The sequence below is a fragment of the Catelliglobosispora koreensis DSM 44566 genome, from assembly GCF_000379685.1.
In the GTDB taxonomy this organism is placed as follows: Bacteria; Actinomycetota; Actinomycetes; order Mycobacteriales; family Micromonosporaceae; genus Catelliglobosispora; species Catelliglobosispora koreensis.
Genome location: NZ_KB903255.1, coordinates 84,133 through 109,218 on the forward strand (window position 1 = coordinate 84,133; position 25,086 = coordinate 109,218).

23 protein-coding genes are annotated in these 25,086 nt (G+C 64.1%); 10 read left to right on the forward strand and 13 right to left on the reverse strand.

Annotated elements, in window-relative coordinates:
- Positions 1-22 precede the first annotated feature (22 nt).
- Positions 23-1,135, forward strand: coding sequence for a serine hydrolase domain-containing protein (locus tag A3E1_RS0116330; protein WP_157631559.1), 1,113 nt, complete (start codon positions 23-25; stop codon positions 1,133-1,135).
- Between the two features lie 4 nt (positions 1,136-1,139).
- The gene (locus A3E1_RS0116335; protein WP_026208503.1) at positions 1,140-1,817 is read left to right on the forward strand and encodes a lysyl oxidase family protein; all 678 of its coding nucleotides are present in this window, start codon (positions 1,140-1,142) and stop codon (positions 1,815-1,817) included.
- Here the strand turns inward: A3E1_RS0116335 and bsaP are convergent.
- Together bsaP and bioB are read right to left on the reverse strand one after the other, a co-directional pair.
- Positions 1,795-1,980, reverse strand: a complete 186-nt coding sequence (gene bsaP, locus A3E1_RS49300; protein ID WP_083929520.1) for a biotin synthase auxiliary protein BsaP — start codon at positions 1,978-1,980, stop codon at positions 1,795-1,797. The two genes, A3E1_RS0116335 and bsaP, sit on opposite strands and share 23 nt — an antisense overlap.
- Positions 1,977-2,972 carry a biotin synthase BioB gene (bioB, locus tag A3E1_RS0116340; RefSeq protein WP_020521865.1) on the reverse strand — a complete coding sequence of 332 codons (996 nt, stop codon included), beginning with the start codon at positions 2,970-2,972 and terminating at the stop codon, positions 1,977-1,979. Before bioB ends, bsaP begins: the two co-directional genes overlap by 4 nt.
- Here bioB and A3E1_RS0116345 point away from each other — a divergent pair.
- Together A3E1_RS0116345 and bioD are read left to right on the forward strand one after the other, a co-directional pair.
- Positions 2,971-4,221 carry an 8-amino-7-oxononanoate synthase gene (locus A3E1_RS0116345; protein ID WP_020521866.1) on the forward strand — a complete coding sequence of 417 codons (1,251 nt, stop codon included), beginning with the start codon at positions 2,971-2,973 and terminating at the stop codon, positions 4,219-4,221. The two genes, bioB and A3E1_RS0116345, sit on opposite strands and share 2 nt — an antisense overlap.
- Positions 4,221-4,877 carry a dethiobiotin synthase gene (gene bioD, locus A3E1_RS0116350; RefSeq protein WP_020521867.1) on the forward strand — a complete coding sequence of 219 codons (657 nt, stop codon included), beginning with the start codon at positions 4,221-4,223 and terminating at the stop codon, positions 4,875-4,877. The genes A3E1_RS0116345 and bioD overlap by 1 nt, the downstream gene beginning before the upstream one ends.
- On the opposite strand, the gene A3E1_RS0116355 is transcribed toward bioD, so the two are convergent.
- Positions 4,874-5,998, reverse strand: coding sequence for a hypothetical protein (locus A3E1_RS0116355; RefSeq protein ID WP_157631560.1), 1,125 nt, complete (start codon positions 5,996-5,998; stop codon positions 4,874-4,876). The genes bioD and A3E1_RS0116355 overlap by 4 nt on opposite strands.
- A gap of 58 nt (positions 5,999-6,056) precedes the next feature.
- Complete coding sequence (locus tag A3E1_RS0116360; protein ID WP_020521869.1) at positions 6,057-7,211, reverse strand: cytochrome P450; 1,155 nt, start codon at positions 7,209-7,211, stop codon at positions 6,057-6,059.
- Between the two features lie 97 nt (positions 7,212-7,308).
- Between A3E1_RS0116360 and A3E1_RS40580 the strand changes: the two genes are divergently transcribed.
- Positions 7,309-8,301, forward strand: a complete 993-nt coding sequence (locus A3E1_RS40580) for a fibronectin type III domain-containing protein (RefSeq protein ID WP_020521870.1) — start codon at positions 7,309-7,311, stop codon at positions 8,299-8,301.
- On the opposite strand, the gene A3E1_RS0116370 is transcribed toward A3E1_RS40580, so the two are convergent.
- Genes A3E1_RS0116370 through A3E1_RS0116390 form a run of 5 tightly spaced genes read right to left on the reverse strand, consistent with a single transcriptional unit; the run spans position 8,298 to position 13,274 of the window.
- On the reverse strand, positions 8,298-8,843 hold the full coding sequence (locus A3E1_RS0116370) for an HAD domain-containing protein (RefSeq protein ID WP_020521871.1): 546 nt from the start codon (positions 8,841-8,843) through the stop codon (positions 8,298-8,300). The two genes, A3E1_RS40580 and A3E1_RS0116370, sit on opposite strands and share 4 nt — an antisense overlap.
- A gap of 25 nt (positions 8,844-8,868) precedes the next feature.
- The gene (locus A3E1_RS40585; protein WP_020521872.1) at positions 8,869-10,500 is read right to left on the reverse strand and encodes a DUF2264 domain-containing protein; all 1,632 of its coding nucleotides are present in this window, start codon (positions 10,498-10,500) and stop codon (positions 8,869-8,871) included.
- A gap of 43 nt (positions 10,501-10,543) precedes the next feature.
- Positions 10,544-11,401 carry a DMT family transporter gene (locus tag A3E1_RS0116380; RefSeq protein WP_020521873.1) on the reverse strand — a complete coding sequence of 286 codons (858 nt, stop codon included), beginning with the start codon at positions 11,399-11,401 and terminating at the stop codon, positions 10,544-10,546.
- 1 nt (position 11,402) lies between these two features.
- Positions 11,403-12,236, reverse strand: coding sequence for an alkaline phosphatase family protein (locus A3E1_RS40590; RefSeq protein WP_020521874.1), 834 nt, complete (start codon positions 12,234-12,236; stop codon positions 11,403-11,405).
- A 9-nt stretch (positions 12,237-12,245) separates the two neighbouring features.
- Positions 12,246-13,274 carry a hydroxyacid dehydrogenase gene (locus A3E1_RS0116390; protein WP_020521875.1) on the reverse strand — a complete coding sequence of 343 codons (1,029 nt, stop codon included), beginning with the start codon at positions 13,272-13,274 and terminating at the stop codon, positions 12,246-12,248.
- A gap of 223 nt (positions 13,275-13,497) precedes the next feature.
- Between A3E1_RS0116390 and A3E1_RS0116395 the strand changes: the two genes are divergently transcribed.
- The 4 genes from A3E1_RS0116395 to A3E1_RS0116410 all read left to right on the forward strand — a co-directional run bounded on the left by A3E1_RS0116395 (position 13,498) and on the right by A3E1_RS0116410 (position 17,705).
- The gene (locus tag A3E1_RS0116395; protein ID WP_020521876.1) at positions 13,498-14,484 is read left to right on the forward strand and encodes an ABC transporter permease; all 987 of its coding nucleotides are present in this window, start codon (positions 13,498-13,500) and stop codon (positions 14,482-14,484) included.
- Positions 14,481-15,371 (forward strand): carbohydrate ABC transporter permease, encoded by an 891-nt coding sequence (locus A3E1_RS0116400; RefSeq protein ID WP_026208505.1) that lies wholly within the window; start codon positions 14,481-14,483, stop codon positions 15,369-15,371. Before A3E1_RS0116395 ends, A3E1_RS0116400 begins: the two co-directional genes overlap by 4 nt.
- Positions 15,372-15,399: 28 nt before the next feature.
- Entirely contained in the window at positions 15,400-17,037 is a 1,638-nt protein-coding gene (locus A3E1_RS0116405; protein WP_020521878.1) for an extracellular solute-binding protein, read from the forward strand.
- Between the two features lie 65 nt (positions 17,038-17,102).
- Positions 17,103-17,705 (forward strand): hypothetical protein, encoded by a 603-nt coding sequence (locus tag A3E1_RS0116410; protein WP_040390933.1) that lies wholly within the window; start codon positions 17,103-17,105, stop codon positions 17,703-17,705.
- Here the strand turns inward: A3E1_RS0116410 and A3E1_RS0116415 are convergent.
- The 4 genes from A3E1_RS0116415 to A3E1_RS0116430 form a co-directional block, all read right to left on the reverse strand.
- Positions 17,686-19,596, reverse strand: a complete 1,911-nt coding sequence (locus A3E1_RS0116415; protein WP_020521880.1) for a carbohydrate binding domain-containing protein — start codon at positions 19,594-19,596, stop codon at positions 17,686-17,688. The genes A3E1_RS0116410 and A3E1_RS0116415 overlap by 20 nt on opposite strands.
- Before the next feature lie 54 nt (positions 19,597-19,650).
- The gene (locus tag A3E1_RS0116420; RefSeq protein ID WP_020521881.1) at positions 19,651-21,978 is read right to left on the reverse strand and encodes a polysaccharide lyase 8 family protein; all 2,328 of its coding nucleotides are present in this window, start codon (positions 21,976-21,978) and stop codon (positions 19,651-19,653) included.
- Positions 21,979-22,144: 166 nt separating this feature from the next.
- The gene (locus A3E1_RS40595) at positions 22,145-23,458 is read right to left on the reverse strand and encodes a beta-N-acetylhexosaminidase (RefSeq protein WP_020521882.1); all 1,314 of its coding nucleotides are present in this window, start codon (positions 23,456-23,458) and stop codon (positions 22,145-22,147) included.
- A complete protein-coding gene (locus tag A3E1_RS0116430) occupies positions 23,455-24,522 on the reverse strand; it encodes a LacI family DNA-binding transcriptional regulator (protein WP_020521883.1) in 1,068 nt (355 codons plus the stop codon). Before A3E1_RS0116430 ends, A3E1_RS40595 begins: the two co-directional genes overlap by 4 nt.
- A 92-nt stretch (positions 24,523-24,614) precedes the next feature.
- Here A3E1_RS0116430 and A3E1_RS0116435 point away from each other — a divergent pair, with 92 nt between their 5' ends.
- Positions 24,615-25,058 (forward strand): PaaI family thioesterase, encoded by a 444-nt coding sequence (locus A3E1_RS0116435; RefSeq protein WP_020521884.1) that lies wholly within the window; start codon positions 24,615-24,617, stop codon positions 25,056-25,058.
- Positions 25,059-25,086 lie beyond the last annotated feature (28 nt).

Here is a 25,086-nt window from a genome sequence, read left to right on the forward strand (position 1 = left end):
TGGGCGGCATATGCTCCGTTTTATGTGGATGCCGATGCTCCTGGTATCGAACCTGATCTTTGGCTGGACGGTCGACTACGACCAGGCGGCGCTGCAAGCTGACCTGGACGCGATTCGCCAGGCGGGCGCGGTCAGCGTTCAGGCGGTCGTCGAGACCGGGAGAGGGCGGCTTTCCGCGAAGTCTGGCACGGCCGTTGAGGGGACTCTCTCACCCGTGCCAGAAAACGCCTCGTTCCGCATTGGCAGCACTACCAAGCCATTCGTCGCGGCGGCCCTGCTCCAAGCGGTCGCTGAGGGCAAGCTGACGCTTGAAGACCCCGTTGAGAAGTGGCTGCCAGGTTTCCTGAGCCCACCGTTTGACGGCAACGCCATCACGGTCCGCATGCTCTTGCAACACACCAGCGGCATCGACGACTATCTGCGAGACCTGCCGGTTTTTGGTGGTACGAAACAGGAATTCGAGACCAACAAGCTCACTAGCTATACCCTCGACCAGCTTCTGGAGCTGGGAACCGCCCATCCGCCCTTGTTCGCTCCCGGCACCAGCTGGATGTATTCCAACACCAACTACGTCGCGCTCGGCATGATCCTGGAAAACGTGGATGGCAAGGAGTGGGCTGACTCGGTCAAGACACGGATCATCGGTCCGCTCGGGCTGATGCGCACTTACGCCCCCGCCGAGGAAACCGGGCTCAACGGTCCGCACGCTCGGGCCTATCAGGACTTCCCGCCGGAGTTCGGTGTACCAGTCGATGCCACGACCCTGAATCCGTCGATGGCTGGCTCTTCCGGCGAGATGGTGTCCACCCCGGATGATCTTATGGTTTTCTGGCAGAGCCTCTTGGGCGGCAAGATCCTGGCCCCGGCCGAACTGGCCGAGATGATGACGACGGTGCCGATCCCGGCCGAGCTGGGCGCGCCCGAAGGCACCGAATACGGGCTGGGCATCTTCAAGATGATGGCGAGCTGTGGCGAAGAAGTCTGGGGCCACAACGGCAGCATCTTCGGGACATACGGCACCAACGGCTTCACGCTAGACGGCAGCCGCGGCGCGATCCTGTGGATGTCGCAAGTGGGAGACGTCAGCGCGCCAGCGGGCCAAACCCTGGACAACGCGATCTGTCAGACAAAATGAGGACATGCGAATTGTCCTAAGTGCACTATTGCTGGCCGTCTTTGTCCCTGCTCCCGCACACGCGGCGTCTGATGTGCTTCCATCGCTGGAGCCGGTCCGCTCCGATCTGGCACGGCACGACCTGCGCGAGTCAGGCGGCAAGACATACCTTCGGTTCACGGGAACCGTTGCCAACAAAGGAAAAGGCGGCCTGCACGTGATCGGCCGCCGTAACGCGCGCGACCTGTCGCTGACGGCGTACCAGCAAATCGAGCAGTCCGGCGGCGGCACCCGGGAAGTGAAAATCGGCACGATCGTCTACCACGACGAGCACAACCACTATCACCTCGACGGCGTCTCGCGTTACCGCTTGTTCAACGCCTCAGGCGACGTCGTTAGAGCCGCGCCGAAGGTAACCTTTTGCCTCACCGACTCCGAGCCGGTCAGCGGTGGCGGCGTGCCGGTCTACCTCCAGTGCACGCCAAGCCGCGACGCGTCGACCGTCAAGATGGGCATCTCGCCGGGCTGGATGGACATCTACGGCAAAGACCTTCCCGGCCAGTCATTCGACGTCACCGAGCTGATGAAACTGCCCAAGCAGGACTACACGCTCGAGATGACAAGCAATCCGCTCGGCCTCTTGCACGAGACCAACCGCGACAACCCCCGCACCGCCCGCGTCACCGTGACGCTAGGGAGCTGACCTCGCCGTGTTCGACGCAGGTGGCGGTCCAGCCGGTGGGGACGACCTGGACCTTCATCCGGCGGCGGCAGTGGGTGCAAAACCGTGGCGGCTCAAGCTGACGGGCGGCCACGCAGGGTTCGTGGACGCCCGGTTCGCCGCAGCGGTCACAGTAAGCGGTCATAGGGTCGCGCTCAGGGCCTTGACTGGCATCTTGAGTTCCTGGAGGAGCTCCAGATCGGCGGTGGCTGGGCGGCCGAGCGTGGTCAGGTAGTTGCCCACGATCACGGCGTTGATGCCGCCGAGCAAACCGTCGCGTGTGCCGAGGTCGCCGAGGGTGATCTCACGTCCGCCGGCGAACCGCAGGATCGTGCGCGGCATCGCGAGGCGGAACGCGGCGATGGCACGCAAGGCGTCCTTGGGCTCGACAACGGGCACGTCGCCCAAGGGCGTGCCGGGGCGCGGGTTGAGGAAGTTCATCGGAACCTCATGCGGGTCAAGCGAAGCGAGCTGTGCGGCGAACTCGGCGCGTTGCTCGATCGTCTCGCCCAGGCCGATGATGCCGCCGCAGCAGACTTCCATGCCGGAGGCGCGCACCATGCGAAGCGTGGACCAGCGCTCTTCCCACGTGTGCGTGGTGACAACGTTGGGGAAGTAGGACTTGCAGGTCTCCAGGTTGTGGTTGTAGCGATGCACGCCCATGTCCACGAGGTCGTCAACCTGTTCCTGGCTAAGCATTCCGAGCGAGGCGGCGACGTTGATGTCGACCGCTTCTTTGATCGCCTTCACGCCGTCGCGCATCTGCTGCATCAGCTTGCTGTCGGGTCCGCGCACGGCGGCGACGATGCAGAACTCAGACGCTCCGGTCGCGGCGGTTTGGCGGGCGGCTTCGACGAGCGAGGGGATGTCGAGCCAGACGGAGCGCACCGGGCTGCTGAAAAGCCCCGATTGCGAACAGAAATGGCAGTCTTCCGGGCATCCTCCGGTCTTCAGGGAGACGATCCCTTCGACCTCCACCTCGGGCCCGCACCACTTCATGCGCACTTCGTGGGCAAGCTGTAGCGCCGCTTCAAGCTGATCGTCAGGCAACTGGAGCACTTCGAGGATGCCAGCCTCATCGAGGCCTACCCCCTGCTCGAGAACCTGTATGCGGGCATGGTCAAGGATGGAGGCCATGCCGGTACCTTACAACGACTGGCTCGCGACGCTCACGCGCAAGGCAGACCTGCGTTCGCGGGCGGGTCTTTCCAGGTCAGCGGTGCCGCGTGCCACCGCGATCGACTTGGCGGGCAACGACTACCTCGGCCTGTCGCAGCACCCTTTGGTGCTCTCGGCGGCTGCTTCGGCGCTTACTTCCTATGGGCTTGGAGCGACAGGCTCGCGTTTGGTCCGGGGAACCACGTCGCTGCACGCTCACCTCGAAGAAGCCTTAGCCCTTTTCATGGGTACTCAGTCAGCGCTCGTCTATTCCTCTGGTTACCTGGCTAACCTCGGCGCGATCCGCGCCCTGGCCGCACTGTCGCCGCGCACGCTGCTGATCTCCGACGCCCATTGCCACGCGTCGATGATCGACGGCTGCCGTCTGGCTGGCGCTGAGGTCGCCGTCTTCAAGCACGGTGATGTATCTCATGCGGCCTCGCTCATCGAGCCCGGACGCCCGTCGGTCATCCTCACCGAGTCGGTGTTCTCCGTGGACGGGGACTTGGCTCCGTTGGCCGCGCTGCACGCCGTCGCCCGGCAAGCCGGTGCCCTGCTGTTCGTTGACGACGCCCACGGTCTCGGCGTCGGTCCGTTCCTGTCCGGTCTCGCGGGCGAGCCCGATGTCATCGTCACGGCCACCCTGTCCAAATCGCTCGGCGGTGCCGGAGGCGTCGTGGGCGGACCGCCAGAGTTCATCCGCCACCTCATCGACACGAGCCGCACCTTCATCTTCGACACGGCACCACCGCCCGCGGTGATGGCCGGAGTCCTTGCGGCCCTTGACATCACACGTTCCGCCGACGACCTGCGCGCCGAGCTGCACCGCCGCGCCACCGCCATCGCCGCGCTGCCCGGCTCCCTAACGCCGCGCTATCCCGCTTCCGTGCCGCATTCCGCTTCCGCGGGCGAAGGTGACGGCGCCTTCGCGCGGCCGCCGGCGTCCCTGAGCGGCGATCGCGTCAGCGTTGAAGGCGCCGATTTGGCGGGGGATGAAGGCCGGGCGCCGGCGGGGGGAGTGGTGTCGCTGGCGGCTCCGAGCGCGGCTGAGGCGGTGGAGTGGGCGCAGCGATGCCGGGACAAAGGGGTCGCTGTAGGGTGTTTCCGGCCTCCGTCCACGCCGGACAACCGGTCGCGATTGCGGCTGACGGTGAATGTGGGAGTGCCCCTAGACGACTTCGAGCATGCGCTGGAGGTGATTGAGCAGTGCCGCCCATCAGCGGAGTAGTGCTCGTGACCGGCACCGGGACGGGTGTGGGGAAAACCATTGTCACGGCGGCGGTCGCGGCAGCCGCGGCAGCGGCGGGTAAGCGCGTCGCTGTGCTCAAGCCGGGCCAGACGGGCGGGGACTCCGACGAAACGACCATCCGGCAACTTGCCGCCCCGGCGCATGCGGCCACGCTGGTCAGTTATCCCGATCCGCTGGCGCCTGCCGCCGCGGCACGCGTGTCAGGCCTGCCGCCGCTCGATCTCGACGACGTGATCAACGCGCTCGACGAGTCGTTTGACCTCACTCTCGTTGAGGGTGCGGGAGGCCTGCTCGTGCCGATGGGGCCGGGATGGACGATGGCGGATTTCGCCGAGAAGACGGGCGCTCCAGCCATTGTGGTCGCGCGCGCGGGACTGGGTACCCTCAGCGACACGGCATTGACCCTCGAGGCGCTACAGCGGCGAGGCATCGCTGGATATGTCGTCATTGGAGCGTGGCCGGCCGAGCCGGAACTGGTGCACTACACCAATCTCGACGATATGCCCGGGCAACTGCACGGTGTGCTGCCGGAAGGGGCAGGTGGGCTTGAGCCCGGAGTCTTCCGCCGGTCCGCGCCGGGCTGGCTGACGCCAGCCCTTTACGGCACATCCGACGATCCACGTGAAGACGTCTAATACTTGATGATTTTGGTGACTTCCTTGCCGTCCTTGGCCATTCCTGGGGCGTACCAGTAATTGCCTTCCCACGTCAGCCGCATGCCCGAAACCTTGTCCAGGTTGTCAATGAAATGCGTGTTGTAGGCGCCGCACAGGTCGGAATACTTGGTGCCAAACAGGTTGCTGCGCACCGTGACTGAGCCGGTCATCTGCGCGTGCGAGGACAGCCACATCGAGTAGGTGCCGCCGTTGACGATGTTCTGCTCGATGGTGATGTCGACGACCTGAGGGAACTCGCCGCCCGGATAGAACAGCAGCGCACCGGAGTTGTTGTTGCCTAGCTTGCCCGCGATCCAGTTGTGGCGGATGACGAGCTTCATGCCCTTGTTGGTGTTGCCACCAACCGCTGACACGTGCGCGTCGGTCGGGTTGTACTGGTCGTCCACATAGGAGTCTTCGATCAGCGCGGTGTAGCCATATTCGATGCCACGCTGGGTTTCGTGCACGAGTGTGCGGCGGATCGTTAGATCCCAAGTCTTTCCGGCCGTGATGCCGCGGTCGATGCGTTCGGTCTTGGACTTCGAGGTGACCTCAACGTCCTCAACCGTGGTGCCCCTGACTTGCTGCTCGACCCAGATACCAGGGCACTTGAGGTCGGTCGTGCCGCATTTGACCCGGGACCGTTTGATCGTCACGTTGTTGGCGCGCACGACGATGCCGCCCGTGAAGTCTTTACTGTCAAGGACTTCGCCCGCGGTCGAGGCGTAGTAGATGCCGTTGACGGGCGAGAGCGTGACGCCGGTGTGTTGCCAGCCCGTCGTTTGCTTCGTGGGAAAACCGGCCGGGATCGGAACGTCTGGGCGTGGTGGCAAAGGCTTTTGCGATGGTTTCTTGCTCGGCGATGGTGAGGCCGAAGGCGTCAGCGACGGTTCAAGGGAAGGTTCTGTTGTGGCGCTGATGCCTTCGCTGGGGATGACGGACGCCGAGGCAGCGGGATCGTTCGCTGCGGCGTTGTCGCGGCCCTGCACGGAACGCTGGATGACGAAAGCTCCAGCGGCGACGGAGACCAGGGCCACCCCGATCACGAGTAATCGGTGAGTGCGGCCCTCTGGCCGCATGAGCTGCTCCCAAATCCGCACCCGACGAAAGTAGCTGGATTAAGTTGACGGCCGGCCGATTGTGTCGGGATTCTGCGCTTTAGCGGCAGATCATGAATGAATCAGGCATCCGGAAACTGAGGTTATCCGGGCACCATGGCGCGCGGATGACGTTTGCATTGCCGAGAATGGATGCCGTTTCGGCGACGACGACCGATGCCTCCATCCGCGACAGATGTGCTCCGGCGCAGCGATGTGCTCCGGCACCGAAAGCCAGGTGACGCCGTGATCCTTTTTGCCCCGGCTGGAATCGTGGGCCGTTGAGGTCCAGTCCAGCTTGTGCCAGCCAGAGGACGACGCTGCGTCCACTAGGGAGGGTTACGCCGTCCAAGGTGACTTTCCGGCCGGTTACGCGCCGCCAGGTTGGGATGGGTGGCACGAGGCGAAGCCCCTCTTCGACCACGTCATCGGGCCGGACGGTTCCGTCGAGCAGGCCGCTGAGCACGTGTGGCTCCTGCATGAGCCGGTGCAGCAAAAGCGTTAGGAACTGTGACGTCGTTTCCTGCCCGGCTACTAATAGGAAGAACAAGGCGCCGATCGGGGTGTCTTTGGGTAAGCCATGGAGACGAGTGTGCGCACGTAACTCGCCGACCATGCCACCCGCGGTCGCGGCGTGTTCACGCAACACTTCGTGGAAGGCGCCGACGATATGCGCTAGCTCGTGCTGGCGCGGCTCCTCGACCGGGGCCCAGAACAGCTCAAGCGCCGCTCTGGAGAACTCTTTGACGGTGGCGGCGCTCTCTATCGGCAGCTCAACCAGTTTCGCGAGCACGAGCAACGGGAGGTCTGCCGCCAAATCCGCATAGAGGTCAACAGGTTCGCCCGCTTCGAGTCGTTTTTCCAGTGATGCCACTGTTTCGCGTACGAGGTCGGTCAGCCAGGGCCTGAGCTCTTCCACTCGCGCGGGTGCGAGCGCGCGGGCCGTTATCTCCCGGATGCCCGGATGCGAGAACGAACCGTTATTCGCCAGCGTTGGAGGCAGTTTGAACCGGTGCCCAGCAAGCACCCGCATCACGCTGACCGGCAAGGGCGTCATCGCGTCCAAGGCGTTGTCCGGGCGGAACGTCTCGGGATCGGTCAGGATCTGCTTGATCAGCGCATGGGACGTGACCACCGCGTGGGTGACGCCCACGTGATCGGTCACCTCGGTGACGGCCTGTGCCGGAGCGGCCGACTCCCATGTCCTGAACAGCACCGGACCACCTTAGTCCACTGGTCGCATTGACATTCGCGGATGATCCGGCTTAGCGTGTGCGGCTAACTGATAGCAATCCTTACAGTTGGAGCGTCCCATGCGCCGGTTGCTCGTTCCTCTGCTCCTCATTACTACGGCGCTCGCGGCTCCCAGCCCGGCTGTCGCCGCTTATGGAAACCTGGCCGCGAACGGTGGTTTTGAGCACGACTCGGTCGCGTCTGGCTGGACCTGCGACGCGGGCGCGGTTGCCACCGGTTCACCGCGCACTGGCACTCGGTCGCTGCTTTCGACACCGTCGGGCTTCGCCAACGGCCGCTGCGCTCAGCACGTGCCGGTCCAGCCGGGGCAGACCTATACCTTGTCCGCCTGGGTACGCGGTGGGTATGCCTTCCTTGGCCACGACTTCGGCGTCATCTGGACTCCGCCTACATCGGCGTGGACTCAGCTGACGACGACCTTTACGGCTTCAGGCGATCAGATCCAGATCTACCTCCATGGCTGGTACGCCGCGGACGCTATCGAGGTCGACGATGTCGTGCTGTCCGGCCTGGACAGTGCCGTCCGCCGCCCGGTGCCGCCGTCGCACGTGGCACCAACGCAAACCACGAGTTCTACGCAACGCCTCAGCTGGCTTGGCTCCCCCGGCGCTACGGGTTACCGCGTCTACCGAGACGGGACAGTTGTCGCGTCGGTCAGTTCGGCATCGGCTCTCGTCACCGGGCTCACACCAGCGACCTCCTACCGTTTTCACGTGACAGCGCTGAACCGGGCCGGTGAGTCGGGACCGTCCGAAGTGGTGGATGTCCGGACGGCGCAACGCTATGACGAGGTGCCCCACCAAGTGCGGTCGGTCGTCGCGACCCCGAACGCCTATCACGTGTGGCTCGCGTGGGAAGCGGTCATGACGGCAACCGATGGCTACAACATCTATCAGGACGGCGTCCTGGTCGGCTGGTCCTACGGCCCGGCGTTCCAGGTGACCGGCCTGCGGCACGGCACGCTCTACACCTTTGAGATCACCGGCCTGAACTCAGCCGGTGAATCGGTGAAGTCGCGTCCCGTGCAGGCCTACACCTGGCAAGTTCCCTAGGCTAGCCAGCGGTCGATGTGCCGCAGGTGTCTGGGCGCGAGTCCCGTGGTTTCGTGCGGGGCGACCACCAGCGCCTGCGGCTCCCACTCACGCTTTTTCCTGAAGTCCAGCTGGAACTTCGCGTCATCGTCTGTCCATAGCAGACGTTTGCCTTGCGCCAGAAGTCGTTGCACCGCAGGGAACTTCCACCAAACGCGTTCGCGTTCCACGAGTGCAGTCGCGATGAAGGTCTCTTGCCCGGCGAACTCAGGGCAGTCAAGGACCGGCCACTCGGGCAGGTCCAGCGCCTTACCGACGTTGACCGAGTAGTGCTGCCACGTGCTGTGCCACCAGATCTCGGCTCTGCCCTTCTCGTGCACCCGCCGCAGGAAGTCAAGAACCGGTGTCGCGGCGAGGATCGGCCACTCGATGTCGTCACCGCTGAAAGCTGTCGTGCGCACCCACTGGTCGCGGGGCCAGACGCTGGGGTCTGGCTTCTTGGTGATCGCGTTGATCACCCCGTCGATGTCCAGCAGCCAAACCGGCTTCGTCCCCGCGCTCATGCCGCGAGGATAGACCTATTTCGCGTTAGGCGCGGGCGGCGGTCGATAGCCAGTGGACGCCAGGGGAAAGCTCGCCGAGCAGCATTGGCAAAGCCGTGCGGGGGTGTAGCACGTTGGTGCCTGCGAGCGGTGTGATCACGGTGCGGTGGCGTTCACGGCGCAGATCTACCAAGCCGGTGGCTCGCGATGGTGGGGTGCGGTCCGTCCACGGGCGGGCGAAGCCGCCTTCGGCTGTCCGCAAAGCCCGTGCGGTGACGATCCGGTGCAGGCGCACATGCCAGCCTCGGGGGCCAGGCTTGAGCCACGTCTCGATCTCGACGTCGGGCCAGGGCCGCCAGCGCGAGTAGACAACATCGCCGTCCACATAGGACTCCAGCGCCTCCTCGCGCGTGCGCCAGCGGCGCCCGTCATCGTCGCTTAGCGCAAGGGTGCTGTCGAACGCGCCGTGCTCCAGCGTGTGCTCACCGAGCGAAACGCTGAAGCCAGAGCTGGTGGAATAGGCGAACTTGGCGTATTTCGCGGTGCCCCCACGGGCCCAGTCGGCCCAGCCTTGGCCATTGAGCAGCGTGACCTCACCGTCGCAACGCGACAGCACCGCGCGCGGAGCGGGCTGCGGGCTTACACCATCGAGCACGGGACGCGGCTCGGCGGCCCAGAACGGATGGTCGTCCTCAAGTGTCAGCGGCAGGAAGAACTTTGTGCCCCAGTAAGGAGACCCGCCGCCCATGTATTGCTCGACGACGCCGTGATTGGGGTAGACGTAGCCGACTGACAGCAGGCCGTCGCCATCGAGCACCGGCTGCTGCCACCACCACTCCAGCTGCCGCTGCGCCAGACCACGGATGTCCTGCCAAGGCAACGCTTCCACGTCAGCGTAAGCGAGCGCGCCCCAGAACGCGCCCTGCGCCATCCGGTAACCGAGGCTGCGCCCGAACGGGACGGCCGAACCGTCAGCGGCGAACCAGAACTGGAATTGTCTGGCGAACGCGGCCGCCTGTTCGTGCCCACGGTTGAGGAGCAGATTGTAGAAGTGGAAGCCGAACGGGTTGTAGTAGTCGCAACGATCGGTGAAGCCGTCCTGGTACCAGCCGTCGGTCAGGGCAAAGGAATCCAGCCGCGCGAGGTGTGCCTTGTCCGTGCTCGTATCGCGGGGAAAGCCGACGTGATCGAGCCCGTGCCCGGCTAGGACGGGGAAGTAGTGCCAGTTGTTGTCGACCGGGTCGGCAGCGGCGGCCTTGGCGAGCCAGGTGCCGAGGTGCTTCTTCTGACGGTCCGTCAGCGGGTCCCAAAGGTGTTGCGGGGCAAGAGTCAGCGCATAGCCCACGGCGGCTGACTCCACGAGGCACTGGTGCCGGTCGCGCGGGCCGCCTATATACCAGTCATCATCCGGGTCAACAGCACGGGCGATCGTCGCGCGAATCGTCGGCCACAGGTCGTGCTCGCGTAACGCGGCCAAACCCCACAGCGGCCTTGTCAGCAGTTCCCACCACGTCGCGAGACCGTCGCTGGTGCTGCTCGTCGCCGGCTGCTGCCACGGCCCGAGCGCGGCCCGCCGCACGGCCGGCGTCGTCAGCGCCAGCAAGGCCTGGCGCCAGCCAGCACGCCCTGGCTCGAGGGCGCCATAGCGCCCGAGCGGACTGTCGACATGTGCGGCCATCATGGTTCCTTCAGGCTAGCGGGCGGGCTCACTGAGTACACCCTCATGATTTGCCAAGAGTGACCCCGACGGCGCCGAGGACGACACCGAGGGCGGCGGTGAGACGACGCCACATGTCTTGTTCCCCAAGGAATTTGGCGCCTAGGAAGACGACGAGCAGCACGCTGACTTCCCGAAGCGGTGCGATCATCGTGACCGGGGCCATGGTCAAGGCGGTCAGCACGAGGATATAGGCGGCGGGGGAGCAGGTGGCGATGCCGATGACCTGGGTGCGGTGTTCTTTCCAGATGCGTTTGACTTCGGCCCGGCGCTTGATGAGCCAGGGCAGGAAAAGGATCGCGCGACCCGTGTCGGTGCCCCAGTTGACCAGAATCGGTGGCACGAAAGCCACCGCGACGGCTTGCTTGTCCCACAACGTGTACGCGGCGATGAACACCCCAACACCGATCGCGTAGAACACGGGTTTCAACGCGGTCAGCCGTGGGCGGCCAAGCACGGCGACACTGATCGCGAGCGCGAAGGTGCCGGCCCAGCCGAGCAAACCCGGATCCTCGTGGAAGAACGGCACCGCGACCAGGCACGTGAGCACGGGACCGAGGCCCCGGGCGATGGGGTAGACCACGCCGAGGTCACCGCTGGAGTAACCCTTCTGCAGCAACAGATAATAGCCCGTGTGCAGCACCAGCGCGCCGCCGATGAAGACCAAAGTGGACGTTCCGAGCTGGTCCCAGCTCGACACCAGAGTGTAGATGCCGAGCGGGGCCCAGATGATGGCGGCGACCAGTGACCACAGGGCCGTGAAGACCGTGCCGCCGACGTTCGCGGCGCGCTTGGCCATAAGGTTCCACGTCGCGTGGCACAGCACCGACGCGGCGACTAAACCAAAAGCCGTGAGCGACATATCAGTGCGCGGCCGTCGCCAGGGAGCTGACCAAGGCGTTGCCTGGGAAGCCGTCTTCGGGATAGATAGGCAAGCCGAGTGCGGCCAGAACCGTTGGGGCGACATCAACGTGGGATGCCTGCTGCCCACCGGCGACGCCGGGTCCCGCGGCCGCGATCCAGGCCGTGCGCTCCCACTTGCTGCGGCCACCGTGTCCACCACCGTCGAGGTGGCCGTGGTCGGTCACGACGAGATAGGTCCACTCTTCTTGTTCATAGGCGGGGCGCGAGGCGATGGCATCCATAACCCGGCCGATCTGACGGTCAGCCGCTTCTATCGCGCTGACGTAGCTCGACTCGGTGTCCACGTGGTGCGCGACATGATCCGGATTGCCCAGGTACACAAACGATGCCGCGATGTCGTAAGTGGACAGCACACGGGCGGCGTCGTTAGCGAGAGCCTCATCGACCGCGCCGTAATCGAGATCGTCACCGTTGATGAAGGTGGCGTAGCTCGGGCACCGGAAAATGGGGCCGCCCCATTCCGTTGCCACCAAAGGACTCCACGAGGTCGCGAGATAGGTCAGCAACTTCCTCTGCCGCACCCGCGTCAGGAAATCCGCGAAGGAACTCAAACGGTTGTTCGGGAAGTTGTTGTTGAACACACCATGCCGGCTTGGCCACTGTCCAGTCGCGACAGTCGCCCACGTCGGCCCGGACATCGTTGGCGCGTCAGTGCTCAGCTCGAATTCGCTGAACAATCCGGCCGCCTCGATCGTGTCAATGCGGGGCGTGTGCGCCGCGCGCAGCGTATCCGTGCGCACACCGTCGACGCCGAAAACCACGATGTGTTTCAAGTCTTCTCCTTAAGCGATGCGGTGAAGGTCAGCCTGTGCCACGAGACCGCGCAACGGAAGCCCGGCGGCGTAGCGTTCCAGCTCGGCGGCGGCGAAGGCGCCGAGCAGGCGAAGTTCGCGGCCACGCGAGCCGGCCAGGTGCGGGGTGACGATGACGTTGGGCAGGCCCAGCAACGGGTGGCCGGCCGGCAGCGGTTCGGGTTCGGTCACGTCGAGGACGGCATCGAGGCGCCCGGTCGCGCAATGTCTGGCTAGTGCGGCCGTGTCCACGAGTGAGCCGCGGGCGGTGTTGACGAGCAGCGTGCCGTCGCGCATGAGGGCCAGCCGCTCCTCGTTGACCATGTGGCGGGTCTCGGGCAGCTCGGGCGCGTGCACACTGACAGCGTGCGAACTCGCGCACAGAATGTCCAGATCGCAAGGCTCGGCGCCCAGCGCCGTGATCTCAGCGGCGCTGACATACGGGTCGTGCACGAGCACCCTGACGTCGTAGGCCTGCAACATCCGGATAACGATCCGCCCGATGCGTGAGGCGCCAATGACGCCGACCGTCGTGCCGGTCAGCCCGACTGGGTCGCCGAGTTCGTGGGCGTGCTTGGGCTGCCCCGCCGCGTACTCGTTGGCGTAGCGGAACGCCCGCTTGAGGCCTAGCACCAGCATCGCCACGGTGTATTCAGCGACCGGCTGGGCGTTGGCGTCAGCGGCCGACGAAACGAGGATGCCGCGCTCGAAGACCGCGGGGGTGATGTGGTGCTTGACGGTCCCTGCGGCGTGAATGACCGCTTTGAGTCGCGGAGCGTTCAGGAGAACGGTTTCACTAAGCCGTGGGCAACCCCAGCCGGTGAGCAGAATTTCCGTGTGCGCCAGCACTTCCCGCGCTTGCTCGCTGTCGAACTCCGTTAGCAGCACAGGTGCCACTTCAGCTACATTGTTGATCCGCTTGTGCACCTCTTCCGGGAACAAATCCGGGAAGAGCCGGCCGACGGAAAGCGCGAACGCGGCGCTAGGCCGGCTGGCTGACGTTGGTGCAGGCGGGACCACTGTGGTCGTCCTTTCGGCGGGCGATCTAGTAAACGGTTGCTATGACCGAGCACCTTATGGCCAAGGGCAGCAAAAAGGCAACAGCTAGATGAATCCCCAGTTCAGAGCTTCGAGAGGGTTGCAGTTGGGTCGCGACGGTAACGAACTGTTAACGACGGGCTTGACGAACTGTAGTAACCGTTTTATGTTGCCCGTCACAAGCTGAAGGAGACGAGGAGGTCCCGTGAGCGTGCTGAGCGCACCGCCTGACGCAACAACGCCGGTAAAGAAGCCGGCTGCCCCGTTGCGTGTTTCCAGGCCGAAGACGGGGTTCTGGGGTCGCGTCCGCCGCGACCGGATCCTGCTTCTGCTCATGGTTCCGGGAGTTCTTTACTTCCTGGTGTTCCACTACGGCGCGATCGCCGGTCTGACCATCTCGCTGACGGAATACAAACCGTTCCTCGGGCTGGCCGGCAGCAAGTTCGTTGGCTTCGCCAATTTCGAGCGGCTGTTCAGCAACCCGGACTTCTGGCACGCGTTCTTCAACACGCTCTACATCTCGTTCCTGCAGATCGTGTTCTTCTTCCCGGTGCCACTCGCGCTGGCGATGCTCCTGCACAGCCTGACGCGCAACACGATCAGGCGCTTTGTGCAAAGTGTGGTCTACCTGCCCCACTTCATTTCGTGGGTCGTCGTGGTCGCTCTGTTCCAGCAGATGCTCGGTGGGGCCGGGGTGCTCAACGGCCTGCTCGCCGACGGCGGGATGGATCCGGTCAGCATCATCGGCAACCCCGATCTGTTCCGGCCGCTAGCTGTCTTCCAGGTGATCTGGAAGGAAGCGGGCTGGGGCACCATCATCTTCCTCGCTGCCCTCGCCAACATTGACGAGCAGCAGTACGAGGCGGCGGCCATGGACGGTGCCACCTGGTGGCGCCGCGTCTGGCACGTCACGCTGCCCGCTCTGCGCCCAGTGATCGTGCTGCTGCTCATCTTGCGCCTCGGCGAGATCCTGTCCGTCGGGTTCGAGCAGTTCTTCTTGCAGCGCACCGCGGTTGGCCCCGAAGTCGCCGAGGTAGTCGACACCTTCGTCTACTTCTTCGGTATCGAATCGGGTGACTACGGATTCGGTGTCGCCGCAGGGCTTTTCAAGGGTGTCGTCGGCGTCATCCTCATCTTCGCCGCTAACAAGGTCGCTCACCGGCTGGGCGAGCAGGGGGTGTACTCGCGATGAGCGCCAATGTGCAACATCGTCCCACCTGGATGGGCGAACCGAAGGCCGTCACCAAGCTAGCCAAGGCGATCGCGCTGATCGTCACGGTGCTATTGGTTCTCTTCCCGTTCTGGATCGTCGTGGCCACGAGCCTCGCCGACCCTCAGGAAGTGATCGCCAACGGCGGTTACGTGATCTGGCCGCAACGCCCGACCCTCGACATCTATAAGTCGCTGATTGACGAAGGCGTCGTCACTAAGGCGATGCTCATCAGCACCGGCGTAACCCTTGTCGGCACAGCGATTTCGCTGGCGTGCACGGTGTTCCTCGCTTACGCGCTGAGCCGCCCACAGATCGTCGGCGGCAGCCTGATTCTCAAACTGATCCTTTTCACTTTCCTCTTCCCGGCCGGGATGATCCCCAACTACCTGGTCGTGCAGAACACTCAGCTGACCGACACCTACGCGGCACTCGTACTGCCGTTCCTGGTGAGCGTGTTCAACCTCGTCGTCATGCGGGGCTTCTTCATGGGAATTCCAGCGGAATTGCTTGAGGCGGCACGGATGGACGGCGCGGGTGAATTCGGTGTGCTGTGGCGGGTCGTCCTGCCACTGTCCAAATCGGTTGTCGCCGTGGTTGGCCTGTTCTACGGCGTGACCTATTGGAACCGCTGGTTTGAGGCGATCCTCTACCTCAACGATTCGCAAATGTGGCCGCTCGGCACCGTGCTGCGCAGCTATGTCAACGCCGGAGCCGGTGGCGATGCCGGAAGCGAGAGCCTCGCCTTCGCCCCGCAATCGATGCAGATGGCCGTCGTCGTCCTCGCGACTCTGCCGATCGTCTGTGTGTATCCCTTCATTCAGCGCTACTTCGCCAAGGGCGTGCTCCTCGGCGCTGTTAAGGGCTAAATAACCACCCCCTTGAAAGGAAACTGAGATGGACCGTCGGTCCCTGCTTAAGTTGGTCGGTGCGGGCGCTCTTGCCACGACCGGCGTTCCGTTACTCTCCGCTTGCGGCACTGGCACTGATAACGCCGGAGTCTCCAATGTGGACAAGGCGCTGACCCCTTGGCCCACCTACGTTCCCTTCGCTGGCCCGACCCCGGACGGCGCGCCTGACGCGACCGGTGTGCAGGCCCTGTACAAGAAGTACCCCGCCAAGCTCGTTAAGGCTGTCGACGGTAAGCCCGGCGACGGTTCGAAGATCAAGGCGATGGTCATCACCTACGGCACGCCGCCGAAGGCTGCCGCTGAAAACAAGTTCTGGGACGCGGTGAACAAGGCGCTCGGGGTCGACATCGAGCTGATCCTGGTGCCCGACGCGGACTTCAAGAAGAAGATGGCCACGATGATGGCCTCCAACGACCTGCCCGACATGATTATGTTCGGCGGCGGCTACCAGCTCGGCGACGAGCAGCAGTTCATCGCCGCGCAGTGCGAGGACCTGTCGGCCCACCTCGGTGGCGACAACGTCAAGGCTTACCCGGCCCTGGCGAACATCCCGCCCTACAGCTGGCAGGGCATGGGCCGCATCGGCGGCAAGATCTACGGTGTGCCGATCGAGCGCCCGATGCCAGGCAACCAGCTCATCGTCAACCGGACCGCGCTGGACGCTGCTGGGGTCCCCAAGACGTGGAGCTCGGCCGACGAGTTCGTCACGTCGATGAAGAAGCTCAACGGCGACAAGAAGTACGCGATCGGCGCGTCGGCGCAGAGCCTCACCGGTGGCGCGACGAACTACCACGCGTCCTCCTTCGGTGCTCCCAACACGTGGAAGGCCGACGGCGGCAAGTTCGTGCACATGTGGGAGACGGCCGAGTTCAAAGCCGGCCTCGAGGTCATGATCAAGATGGCCGCGGCGGGACTGTACTACCCCGACTCGTCGACCGTCAGCCAGACCGACCTCAAGACGCACTTCTACAACCAGACCGTGGCCACCTTCACCGACGGCTACGGCGCGTGGACGGCCGCTTCCGACGCGGTGGCGGGCAAGTTCGCCATCGACTTCGCGCTGCCGTACACCAAGGACGCCAAGGTTTGGCAGGGCTCGGGCCGGTTCGGCTACGTCACGCTCAAGAAGGCCCCGGCCGAGCGCATCAAGATGCTGCTTCGCGTCATGAACTACCTCGCCGCACCGTTCGGCACGCAGGAGTACGAACTCGTCAACTTCGGTGTCGAGGGCACGCACTTCACCCGTGGCACCGACGGTGGCATCGTCAAGACAGAACTGGCCAAGACGGAGAACAACACCAACGTTCCGGTCAAGTACATCGCCGCCGCACCAAGCGTTCTGTACTACCCCGGTGGTGGCGAGACCGCGCAGCGAATCTACGACTGGGAGAAGGCGGCGCTGAAGAACTCGATCGCCGACCCCTCGAACGGTCTGATGTCCAACACCTGGACGAGCCAGAGTGCGGCGTTCCGCAAGCCAGTCGAGGACGCCATCGCCGCGATCGTCATGGGCCGCCGTCCGCTGTCCGACTGGGACGGTCTGGTCAAGACCTTCAAGTCCGCCGGTGCCGACAAGGCCGCCGAGGAATACGCGAAGGAAAAGGCCGCGGCCGAGAAGGCCTAACTGTCACACCCCAGAAAGCAAAAGGGCGGGTCCCCCAACCCGCCCTTTTGCGTTACCGTGCCACCGTGAATCCAGAAACCCTCCCCTGCACCGTGCAGGTGCGGCTGGTTCCTCACCTCCTCAAGCACTGCCTCGCCCAGCTTCTGATATTCGTCCCGATCGGGCTCAGCATGGCCGTTCTTGGTGCCATGCTTGCCATCGCTGGCCCGGATACGGTCTATGTCAAGAAATACGGCATCGGAGAGGTGCCCGGCCCTGTCGCCGGCTGGCTGTGCTGCGCGTTAGGCCTGTTCGTCATGATTAGGTTCGCGCTGGGCACCGTGCGGCAAGTCAATGCCGGGCCGGCCCTTGGTGCGAACAAGGAGGGCGTTTACCTGCGGCCAGCGCTGGACGCCAAGCGTCACCTATTCCTGCGCTGGGACCAGATCGAAGGCATGCGCTTCGGCAAGCTCCACGGCCCGAACCTGTGCTTTCCTCCCGTCGACAAGAGATTGGAGGAGGCCTTCCTGATTCCAGGTTCGGGTAGTGGAGTGAAGGTCGCCCAAAAACGGCGATGGAAGAATTTGGGCACGAATCTCTTCGTGCCCATCGGTGGTGCGTCTGAGCCGCCGGAGCAGATTCTGAACCGGCTCAAGGAATGGCAGGCTGCTACAGCTTCGTCAAGGTGATGTCGTCGCAATAGCCATAGCCGGTGCCAACCCTGGCGTAGCAATAGATTCTCGCCGTGGTGTTCGTGGAACCGGTAGTGAACGTGACGCTGCCGTAGGTATAAGAAGACGTGGTGAACGCGGGGGCACGGGTTTCGGTGCCTCCGTAGTTCTTGACGCCGATGACGACCTGAGTGTCCGTGCTGGAGACTTTGCCCCAGCCATCGAGACGATAGGTCGTGTTTGGAGTCACGGTGACGACTTGCTCAACCGAGCCCGGGTATGGCCCCACTTTGACGTTGTAGCTTCCCGAATGCGGGCTTGACGTGTCGATCACGCCACGCAGGTATTGCGTCCACGGGCTGATCGAGCCGGTCTCGAAACCGCCGTTGGCGGCCAGGTTGCAGTTGCCACCGCTGACCTGGTGCGCGCCGATGTCAGGCCGGCAGGTGCCCGATACGCTATTGCCGAAGTAATCCCGCCCGCCGTTGTTGCTAATGAGCACGCCGTTGAGGGCCGCGGGGCTATTGGCAGGGATCCGGAAATCGGTGCCCACCAACGGGTCGGCCGTTATCTTGCCGGGGTCGGCGGGCTCGTTCGCCGGGTGGTATCCGTAGAAGACGTTGCTACGCCACGTGAAGTCAGTGGGGAAGTAGTTGCTTCCGCCGTAGCCACCCGTGCCGGTGTTGTGGAAGATGTTGTTGCTCAACGTCAGGTAGGTGTGGCTGCCGTTTTGCTCGATGACTTTCGTCGTGCCCCCGGCCGGCATGATGAACGTGTTGCCGTAAACCTGTGCCGACTGTTCCCCGACGGTGAAGAACAACCGCGAACCGTCGTTCTTGGAAACGTTGTAGCGCACGACAGTCCCGGTCGAGCTGGACCCGGCACCGCAGCTGCCACAGAACAGAATGAAGCCGCCTTCGTTGTCGTGACTGTAGTTGTACTGGAACGTCGCCCAGCGCACGCCGAAGTCTGAGTCAAAGGCGTTGCCGTCGTTTTGCCCGGCGGGCCGCCGCACCCGGTAGACCTCGTTGAACTCAACGGTCGTGTAGTCGGTGTTGATGGTCCAGATGCCCGCGTTGTTGTAGGCCGAGCGCATGTTGATGTGGTGAGCGACATTGCCGGTCACGAGCGCGTGATCGGTGACCCGGATGACGATGCCATCGCCGCCGATGTCGTGCAGCAGGTTGTTGCGGAAGATGACTCCCGTTGAGGCGAGCCAGTTCTGCGTCGTTCCGCAGCCGTCACCCGTGCCATAGATCGGCCGGCACATCTGATCGGACCGTGTCGTCAGGCCTTCGCGGTCCACGTGGTAGATCTCGCTGTTTTCCACGATGACGTCGTGAAAACGGGTCGGCACAGCCGTTCCGGAGACGCGGAACTGGATGCCGTTGCTGAGCTTGTTCTGCGCGTCGCTGCCTTTGACGTGGTGAACGTACACATTGGACAGCAGATAGTGGGTTCCTGTGCCGTAGTTATCCAGTTGCACCAGGATGCCGTTGCGTTCAGCCGCGGTCGCGGCGTCGTTGGTCACTTCGAGGTCGCGGATCTCCCACTGCTGCACGTTATAAAGGTGCACGGCCGCATAGACCGTGCCGCCACCGGCGATGACCGGCCGCAGCGTTCCGGTGCCGTAGGCCTGAGCCTTGATGGGATTGCCCGCGACGCCAGAGCCGAGCGGTTTGAACTGCCCGTTGCAGGTGGCTCCCCGCTTGAAGTTGACGGTGTCGCCTTGCTGGAAGGTGCGGCCGTTGACAGTGGCGAGGTTGTGCCAAGGGCTCGCTTGGGTTCCGGTGCCATTCGTGGCCGCGGAACAGTCGACGTAATAGGCCGTATTAGCGGCGTGGGCTGGCACGGCGATAGCGGCTGTGGCCACCACCGCCGCGAGAACAAGCCCAAACTTTCGGGACATCTTGCCTCCATGAGGGTCCCGCTGTGTGTTTTGGAGGAACACACAGCGGGAGTACTAGGCGAGCGTGAACGTGGCCTTGAAGGTCTTGCCGGCCGAGCCGGCCGTAGCGAAGCGCAGGACGAGCGACGCGCCCGTGGACACCACTGTCACACCGGGATCCGCCGACGTCACCGCTGACACGGGCTTGTTGTAAGTCAGCGTGATGTCGCCTTGGTTCTGCCGTGGGTCAGACAGGCAGACCGTCGCCGTGTTGCCGTTCTTGCGCAGCAGCACACTGGCTGGCATATCCACAAAGATGTTGCCGATCGCGCCCAGGGGAGCGGTCCAGAAGTTAATCGCGGTAACGCCCAGCGAAGGGATGTGCACCGCTTGCTGCCAGGTGGAGTTGTTGTAGACCGTCATCCACGCCGTGTCGGCGGCACGGGCCGACGTGGCCGCGCTCGTGGCGTAGGGCAGGTATTGGTAGGCGTAGGTCCCACTCGTGGGATTGGTGCCGTGGTCATACCAGAGCGTCAAGTACTTGCGGCTGAGCACGGTGGTGCTGCCGTTGACGTTGATATCGCGCCACTTTCCGCTGCGGTTCTCGCGGATCGCCTTAACGGTCGCCCCACCGGGGAACACGTAGCCGGCGAAGGAGTGGTGCGCCCATTGGGTGCCGGTAAAGGTGCCGGACGACCCGACCGTGGGCAGCTGGGCCGTTCCGTTGACGAGGAACGTGTGCGTGCCGGTGCCCGGTCCCAGGTTCTTGTTGTCCACAATGGACTCAACGGCGTACCCGTCGGTGGAACTGATCCCGGCCCCGAGGCAGATGATGGTGTCGTCGAGGCAGACCCAGGTTTTCTTGGCCTGCAACGTCGACTGTGCCCCCTGGGTGTTGTGGCCGATGATGGAGAACTCTCCGTCGGTGGCACCTCCGGCCCAGGCGTTCGTGGGCATCAACCCGCCCCAGGCGGCCCCGGCACCGTCGGCCAAAGGCTTGCGGGACACCGTTGTCCCGGGCAGGCGGTAGGGGTCGACCGTGCACCAGAAGGCGTCGGAGAACTGTCCGTTGCCGCTAGTGGCACCCCAGGTGTAGAGCATGCCGTTGTTGGTGTGCCAGCCACGCACGTTCTCACCGTTGCCGTGTTCGTAGAACGACGTGCGGGTCGAGCACATGCTGATGGAGGCGGCCCAGCCCGCGCGACGGTGCGTCGCCCGGTCCATGCCCGTGAAGATGCGGCTGTTGACCGGTTCGGCCGTGGCGCTCACGCCGCTGTCGTCGAGCAATGCCTTGAAACGCGCCAAGGCGGGGATGCTCATCGACTGGTCTTGCAGCGGCGGGCTCCAGTAATCGCGTTGCAGCCAGCCTTTGGCGGCGGCACGCCACCGTGCGCGTTCCGTCGCTGAGGCCCCGTCGGCCAGTACGAGAATGCTGTTGATGATGCCGTGCCCGCGCCTGTGGTCGTCGTGCTGAATCGCGAGCGGGTCGGCGGCGTTGATGCCGCGGCTGATGCCCCGGCCCGACTGGCCGTCCATCATGAGCCCATTGAACAGGAACGGTCCGTAGCCCTTGTCCACCATGTCCAGGAACAGCTGGCGGTTCGGGTCGGTGACCGCCCACGTTGACCCATTGAGCAACATGAACAGGCTGGACAGGCTTCGGATCAGTTCAGCGCCATAGGTTCCGGTGTAGGGGATGACGCTGTGCTGGATGAACGAACCGTCCACATAGAACCCATCGCCATCGGTGACGAACGGGAAAACGGGGGACAGGGCGTTGCGGCCCAGCGTGATTTTGGCGGAGTTCTTGCCGATGACACCGCGCAGAATCGTGCTCTGGCACAGGTCGGTGCGGTTGGCGCCGGTGCTCGTGCCGCTGTAACTGTTGTAGCGCGAGTCCGGGATGTAGTGGTCCACGGCCGCCAGGTTGTTGCTGATCTGCGTGCTGTTCAGGTGGTCATAGACCAGCGTCATGATGCTGAGCAGGGTCTGCGGTGACCCGATTTGCCAGTCCCACCAGTTGTTGTAGGTCGCGCGCCCGGCCGTGTAAGCGTTGGCGTTGAGCCAGTCGAGTCCCGTTAGGACAGCGGTGAGCATGGCGGCGTTGCCAGTTTGCGCTGTGCCGGGCATGGCCCACGCTTTCGCCATGCCGCTGAGGCGGCCGTAGCTTTGTGTGACGTTCGTGGAGGCTGTCCCGATAGGAAGGTCGGGCCAAAGCGATCCGGTGGTGGGTGCCATCGTGCTGCGAAAGTCGGAAGCGACGGTGGCCTGAGAGGACAGTGCGGATGCGAACGGCTCGGCCGCCGGATCGTAACCGCTTCCTTTAACGTAGTTCGCCCAGCGGATGCGGAGCGTGTCGTACTCATCTGCGGCGAAGGCCGGTGATGCGTTGATCACCAGCATTGCCGCAGCTGTTCCCCCGGTTGCAGCCAAGAAGTTGCGACGAGACAACTCCATTGATGTCCCTCCGGTCTGCTAGGAAAGCGTTTACCGATGGGACACAAGTTAGACACGTGGGCGCGATCACACAAGAGGCAAAATGCCTGGTGCGATGCGATTTGCGATCGTTTTACCTCGGCCGGTAGTTCACATTCATCGTGTCGAGAAGCTCAAGGTGGCGCGGAAGACGTTCGTTGAAGCTCTCCAGCGTCTGTTTGCGCCACCCGAGCTCCGCTAGCGCGGACAGCCTGGGGAAAGCGCGCCACTCGACGAGTTCCGGGCGGGGCAGGTATTCCGTCCACAATTGACCTTGCACGCCGGTGACGTCACCAGGCTCGAACTCGTAGACCTGTTCCAGCGGAACGTATCCGGCGATGGCCAGCGGCTCATCCTCGCGGTCGGACTCGGCCCAGTCGTAATATGCGTAGTTTTGTGGGCAAGAAACCGCTTCAAAGCCCGCCTGACGTGCTTCTGGTGCTTTCGTGTCGTCCCGCCAGCCGAAGAACAAGAGTCCTTGTGGCGGGTTCGCTTCGAGCAGCTCATCCCACACGGCCGTCTTGCGTCCTTTGGCCGCCAGGTGCTCCTGCAGCTGGCCGATCCACCAGCCGAGCTGCTCGTTGGGCATCCCGCGTACCTCGTCGCCGCCAAGATGCACGAACTCAAACGGGAAGACCTCGACCACCTCGTCGAGCACGTGCTTGAAGAACTCAAGGGTCTCCGGTTCGGAGTTCACCACGATGTCGTGGATTCCCCACTTCGTTGAGACCTTCACTTCTTCAGAACCCAATTGGGGGTACGCCGCGATGGCGGCCTGAGTGTGCCCCGGCAGATCGATCTCGGGCATGATCTCCACGCCCCGCTCTTGACCGAAGCGCACCAAGGCTTTCAGCTCGTCCTGGGTGTAGAAACCGCCGTGCGGCGTGCCATCGAAGCCTTGCTCTAGCAGCATGTGCCCGACCGGCGATTCGCTGCGGAACCCGCCCACCTCGGTCAGTTTCGGGTAGCGCTTGACCTCGAACCGCCAGCCTTGGTCGTCGGTCAAGTGCAGGTGCAGCCGGTTCAGCTTGTGCAGCGCGAGCAAATCGATATAGCGGTAAAGAAAGTCCAGCGGCAGCGCCCAGCGCGCGACGTCGAGCAGGCTGCCGCGCCACGGATAGTCCGGCGCGTCCTGGATCTCGGTGCGTTCGATGGTGCCGTCGCTGACAAGCTGGCGCAACGTTTGCACAGCCCACTTGAGGCCGAGCTCGCTGCCCTCGACGGTCAGCGCGGTGTCTGCCTTGAGGTGATAGCCCTCGTCGCCATGACCTTCCACAATGGACCATGTGCCACTTTCCGGCAGACCGTAGCTCTTCAAGAGTTCGCGGATGCTTTCCGGCCCACTGAACGGGCCGTCCAGCGTCAAGCGGCCCTCTTTGGCCGTGACACTTACTGGCTGGGGGATCATCGGACTCTCCTCGCTACCGACTCGCGAACGACGACATGCGTGCCGAGGATCGTTTCCCGGGCGGGATTGGCGCGCGGGTCAAGCGCCATGCGAACAGCCGTGCGGCCCAGCTCTTCGGCCGGAATGCGGACCGTCGTCAAGGGCGGCCACATGTGCGCGGCCATGGGCACATCGTCGTAGCCAACGATCGAGACCTCATCCGGCACCTTGATGTTGGCTTCCCGCAACGCCATCATCGCGCCCGCGGCACAGCCGTCATCGCTCGCCACGATCGCGGTGGCCTTGAAAGCCTTGCGCTTGAGCAGTTCCTTGAGCCGCTCATAGCCGAAGTGGGTGCCGTGCGAGCCGGTCTGGAACAGCTCCGGGCCGGGATCGATCCCGCGGTCGTTCAGCGCGCGCCGCCACCCGGCGAAGCGCGGTTCGCTGGTGGTAAAGCCAGGCACGCCGCCCAGGAACATGATCTGCTCGTGCCCGGCGCTGAGCACGTGGCTCGTCGCGGCGTAAGCGCCACCTTCGTTGTCGTAGTGCGCGATAAGGGCTGGAACATCTGGCCCCATGCTCGGCCGTCCACAAAGGACGAGCTTCGTTCCCGCTGACTCAAGGGCCTGTGCATACTGCCCGAGCTGCTTGCGGTATTCCGGGGTTTCCGTCATGCCGCCGACGATGATCACCGCGTCGGCCCCTTGCTCGCGCATCATCTTGACGTAGGCGAGCTCGCGATCAGGGTCCGAACCGGTCGTGCAGACGAGGCAAAGCCGTCCATCTTGCGCGGCTTGCTGCTCAACGCCCTGAATGATGTAGGCGTAGAAGGGCGTCACCACCTCGCGCGTGAGGATCGCGATCGTCTTCTGCGTGACCCCGGCGAGCGCCCGGGCGTGCACGTTGACCACATAATCCAGTTCCTTAACGGCCCGCATGACCTTCGCGCGCGTCGCTGGAGCGGTCGGATAATTGCCCGCGAGCACCCGGCTCACCGTGGCGACAGAAACGCCAGCACGGGTCGCGACATCGCGAATCGTTGAGCGTCGCTCAGGATCAGCCTGGTCGGCAGCCCTACGCGGCATAATTCCCCCGCCCGTTTCGGTAACCGTTTACCGCGCCGATACTGCGGGAGCGCGCCAACTTTGTCAACTGCCCTGCGTGGTTGTATGGGCGCATGGGAGACGTTCAGCGGACCGGGCCGTTCTGGGACTTCGTGGCCGGAAAGGCACCGGCCCCTCCAGCGGCCGAGCTACTGGGCTGGGAACTGATCGATATCGATCCCGAAGCGGGCACGATCTCGGTCGGCTTCAAGGCGTCGGAGCAGTTCACGAACCCGGTCGGAAACATCCAAGGTGGATTCCTCGCCGCCATGCTCGACGACACCCTCGGTCCCGCGTTAGTGGCAACGCTGCCCGGCGACCAGTTCGCCCCGACGCTTGACCTGCACGTGCAATACCTTCGCCCCGCCCGGCCAGGCCGGATCGTCGGCAAGGGACGCATCGTCAAGCGGGGCAGGGAAATCTGCTTCCTAGCCGGCGAACTCTACGACGCCGACGGCAAACAACTAGCCGTCGCCACAGCCACCGCCCGCATCACGACAACTCGCCCCGCCGCCTAGCCCCCACCGCTTAGCCCAGGCCCTACAC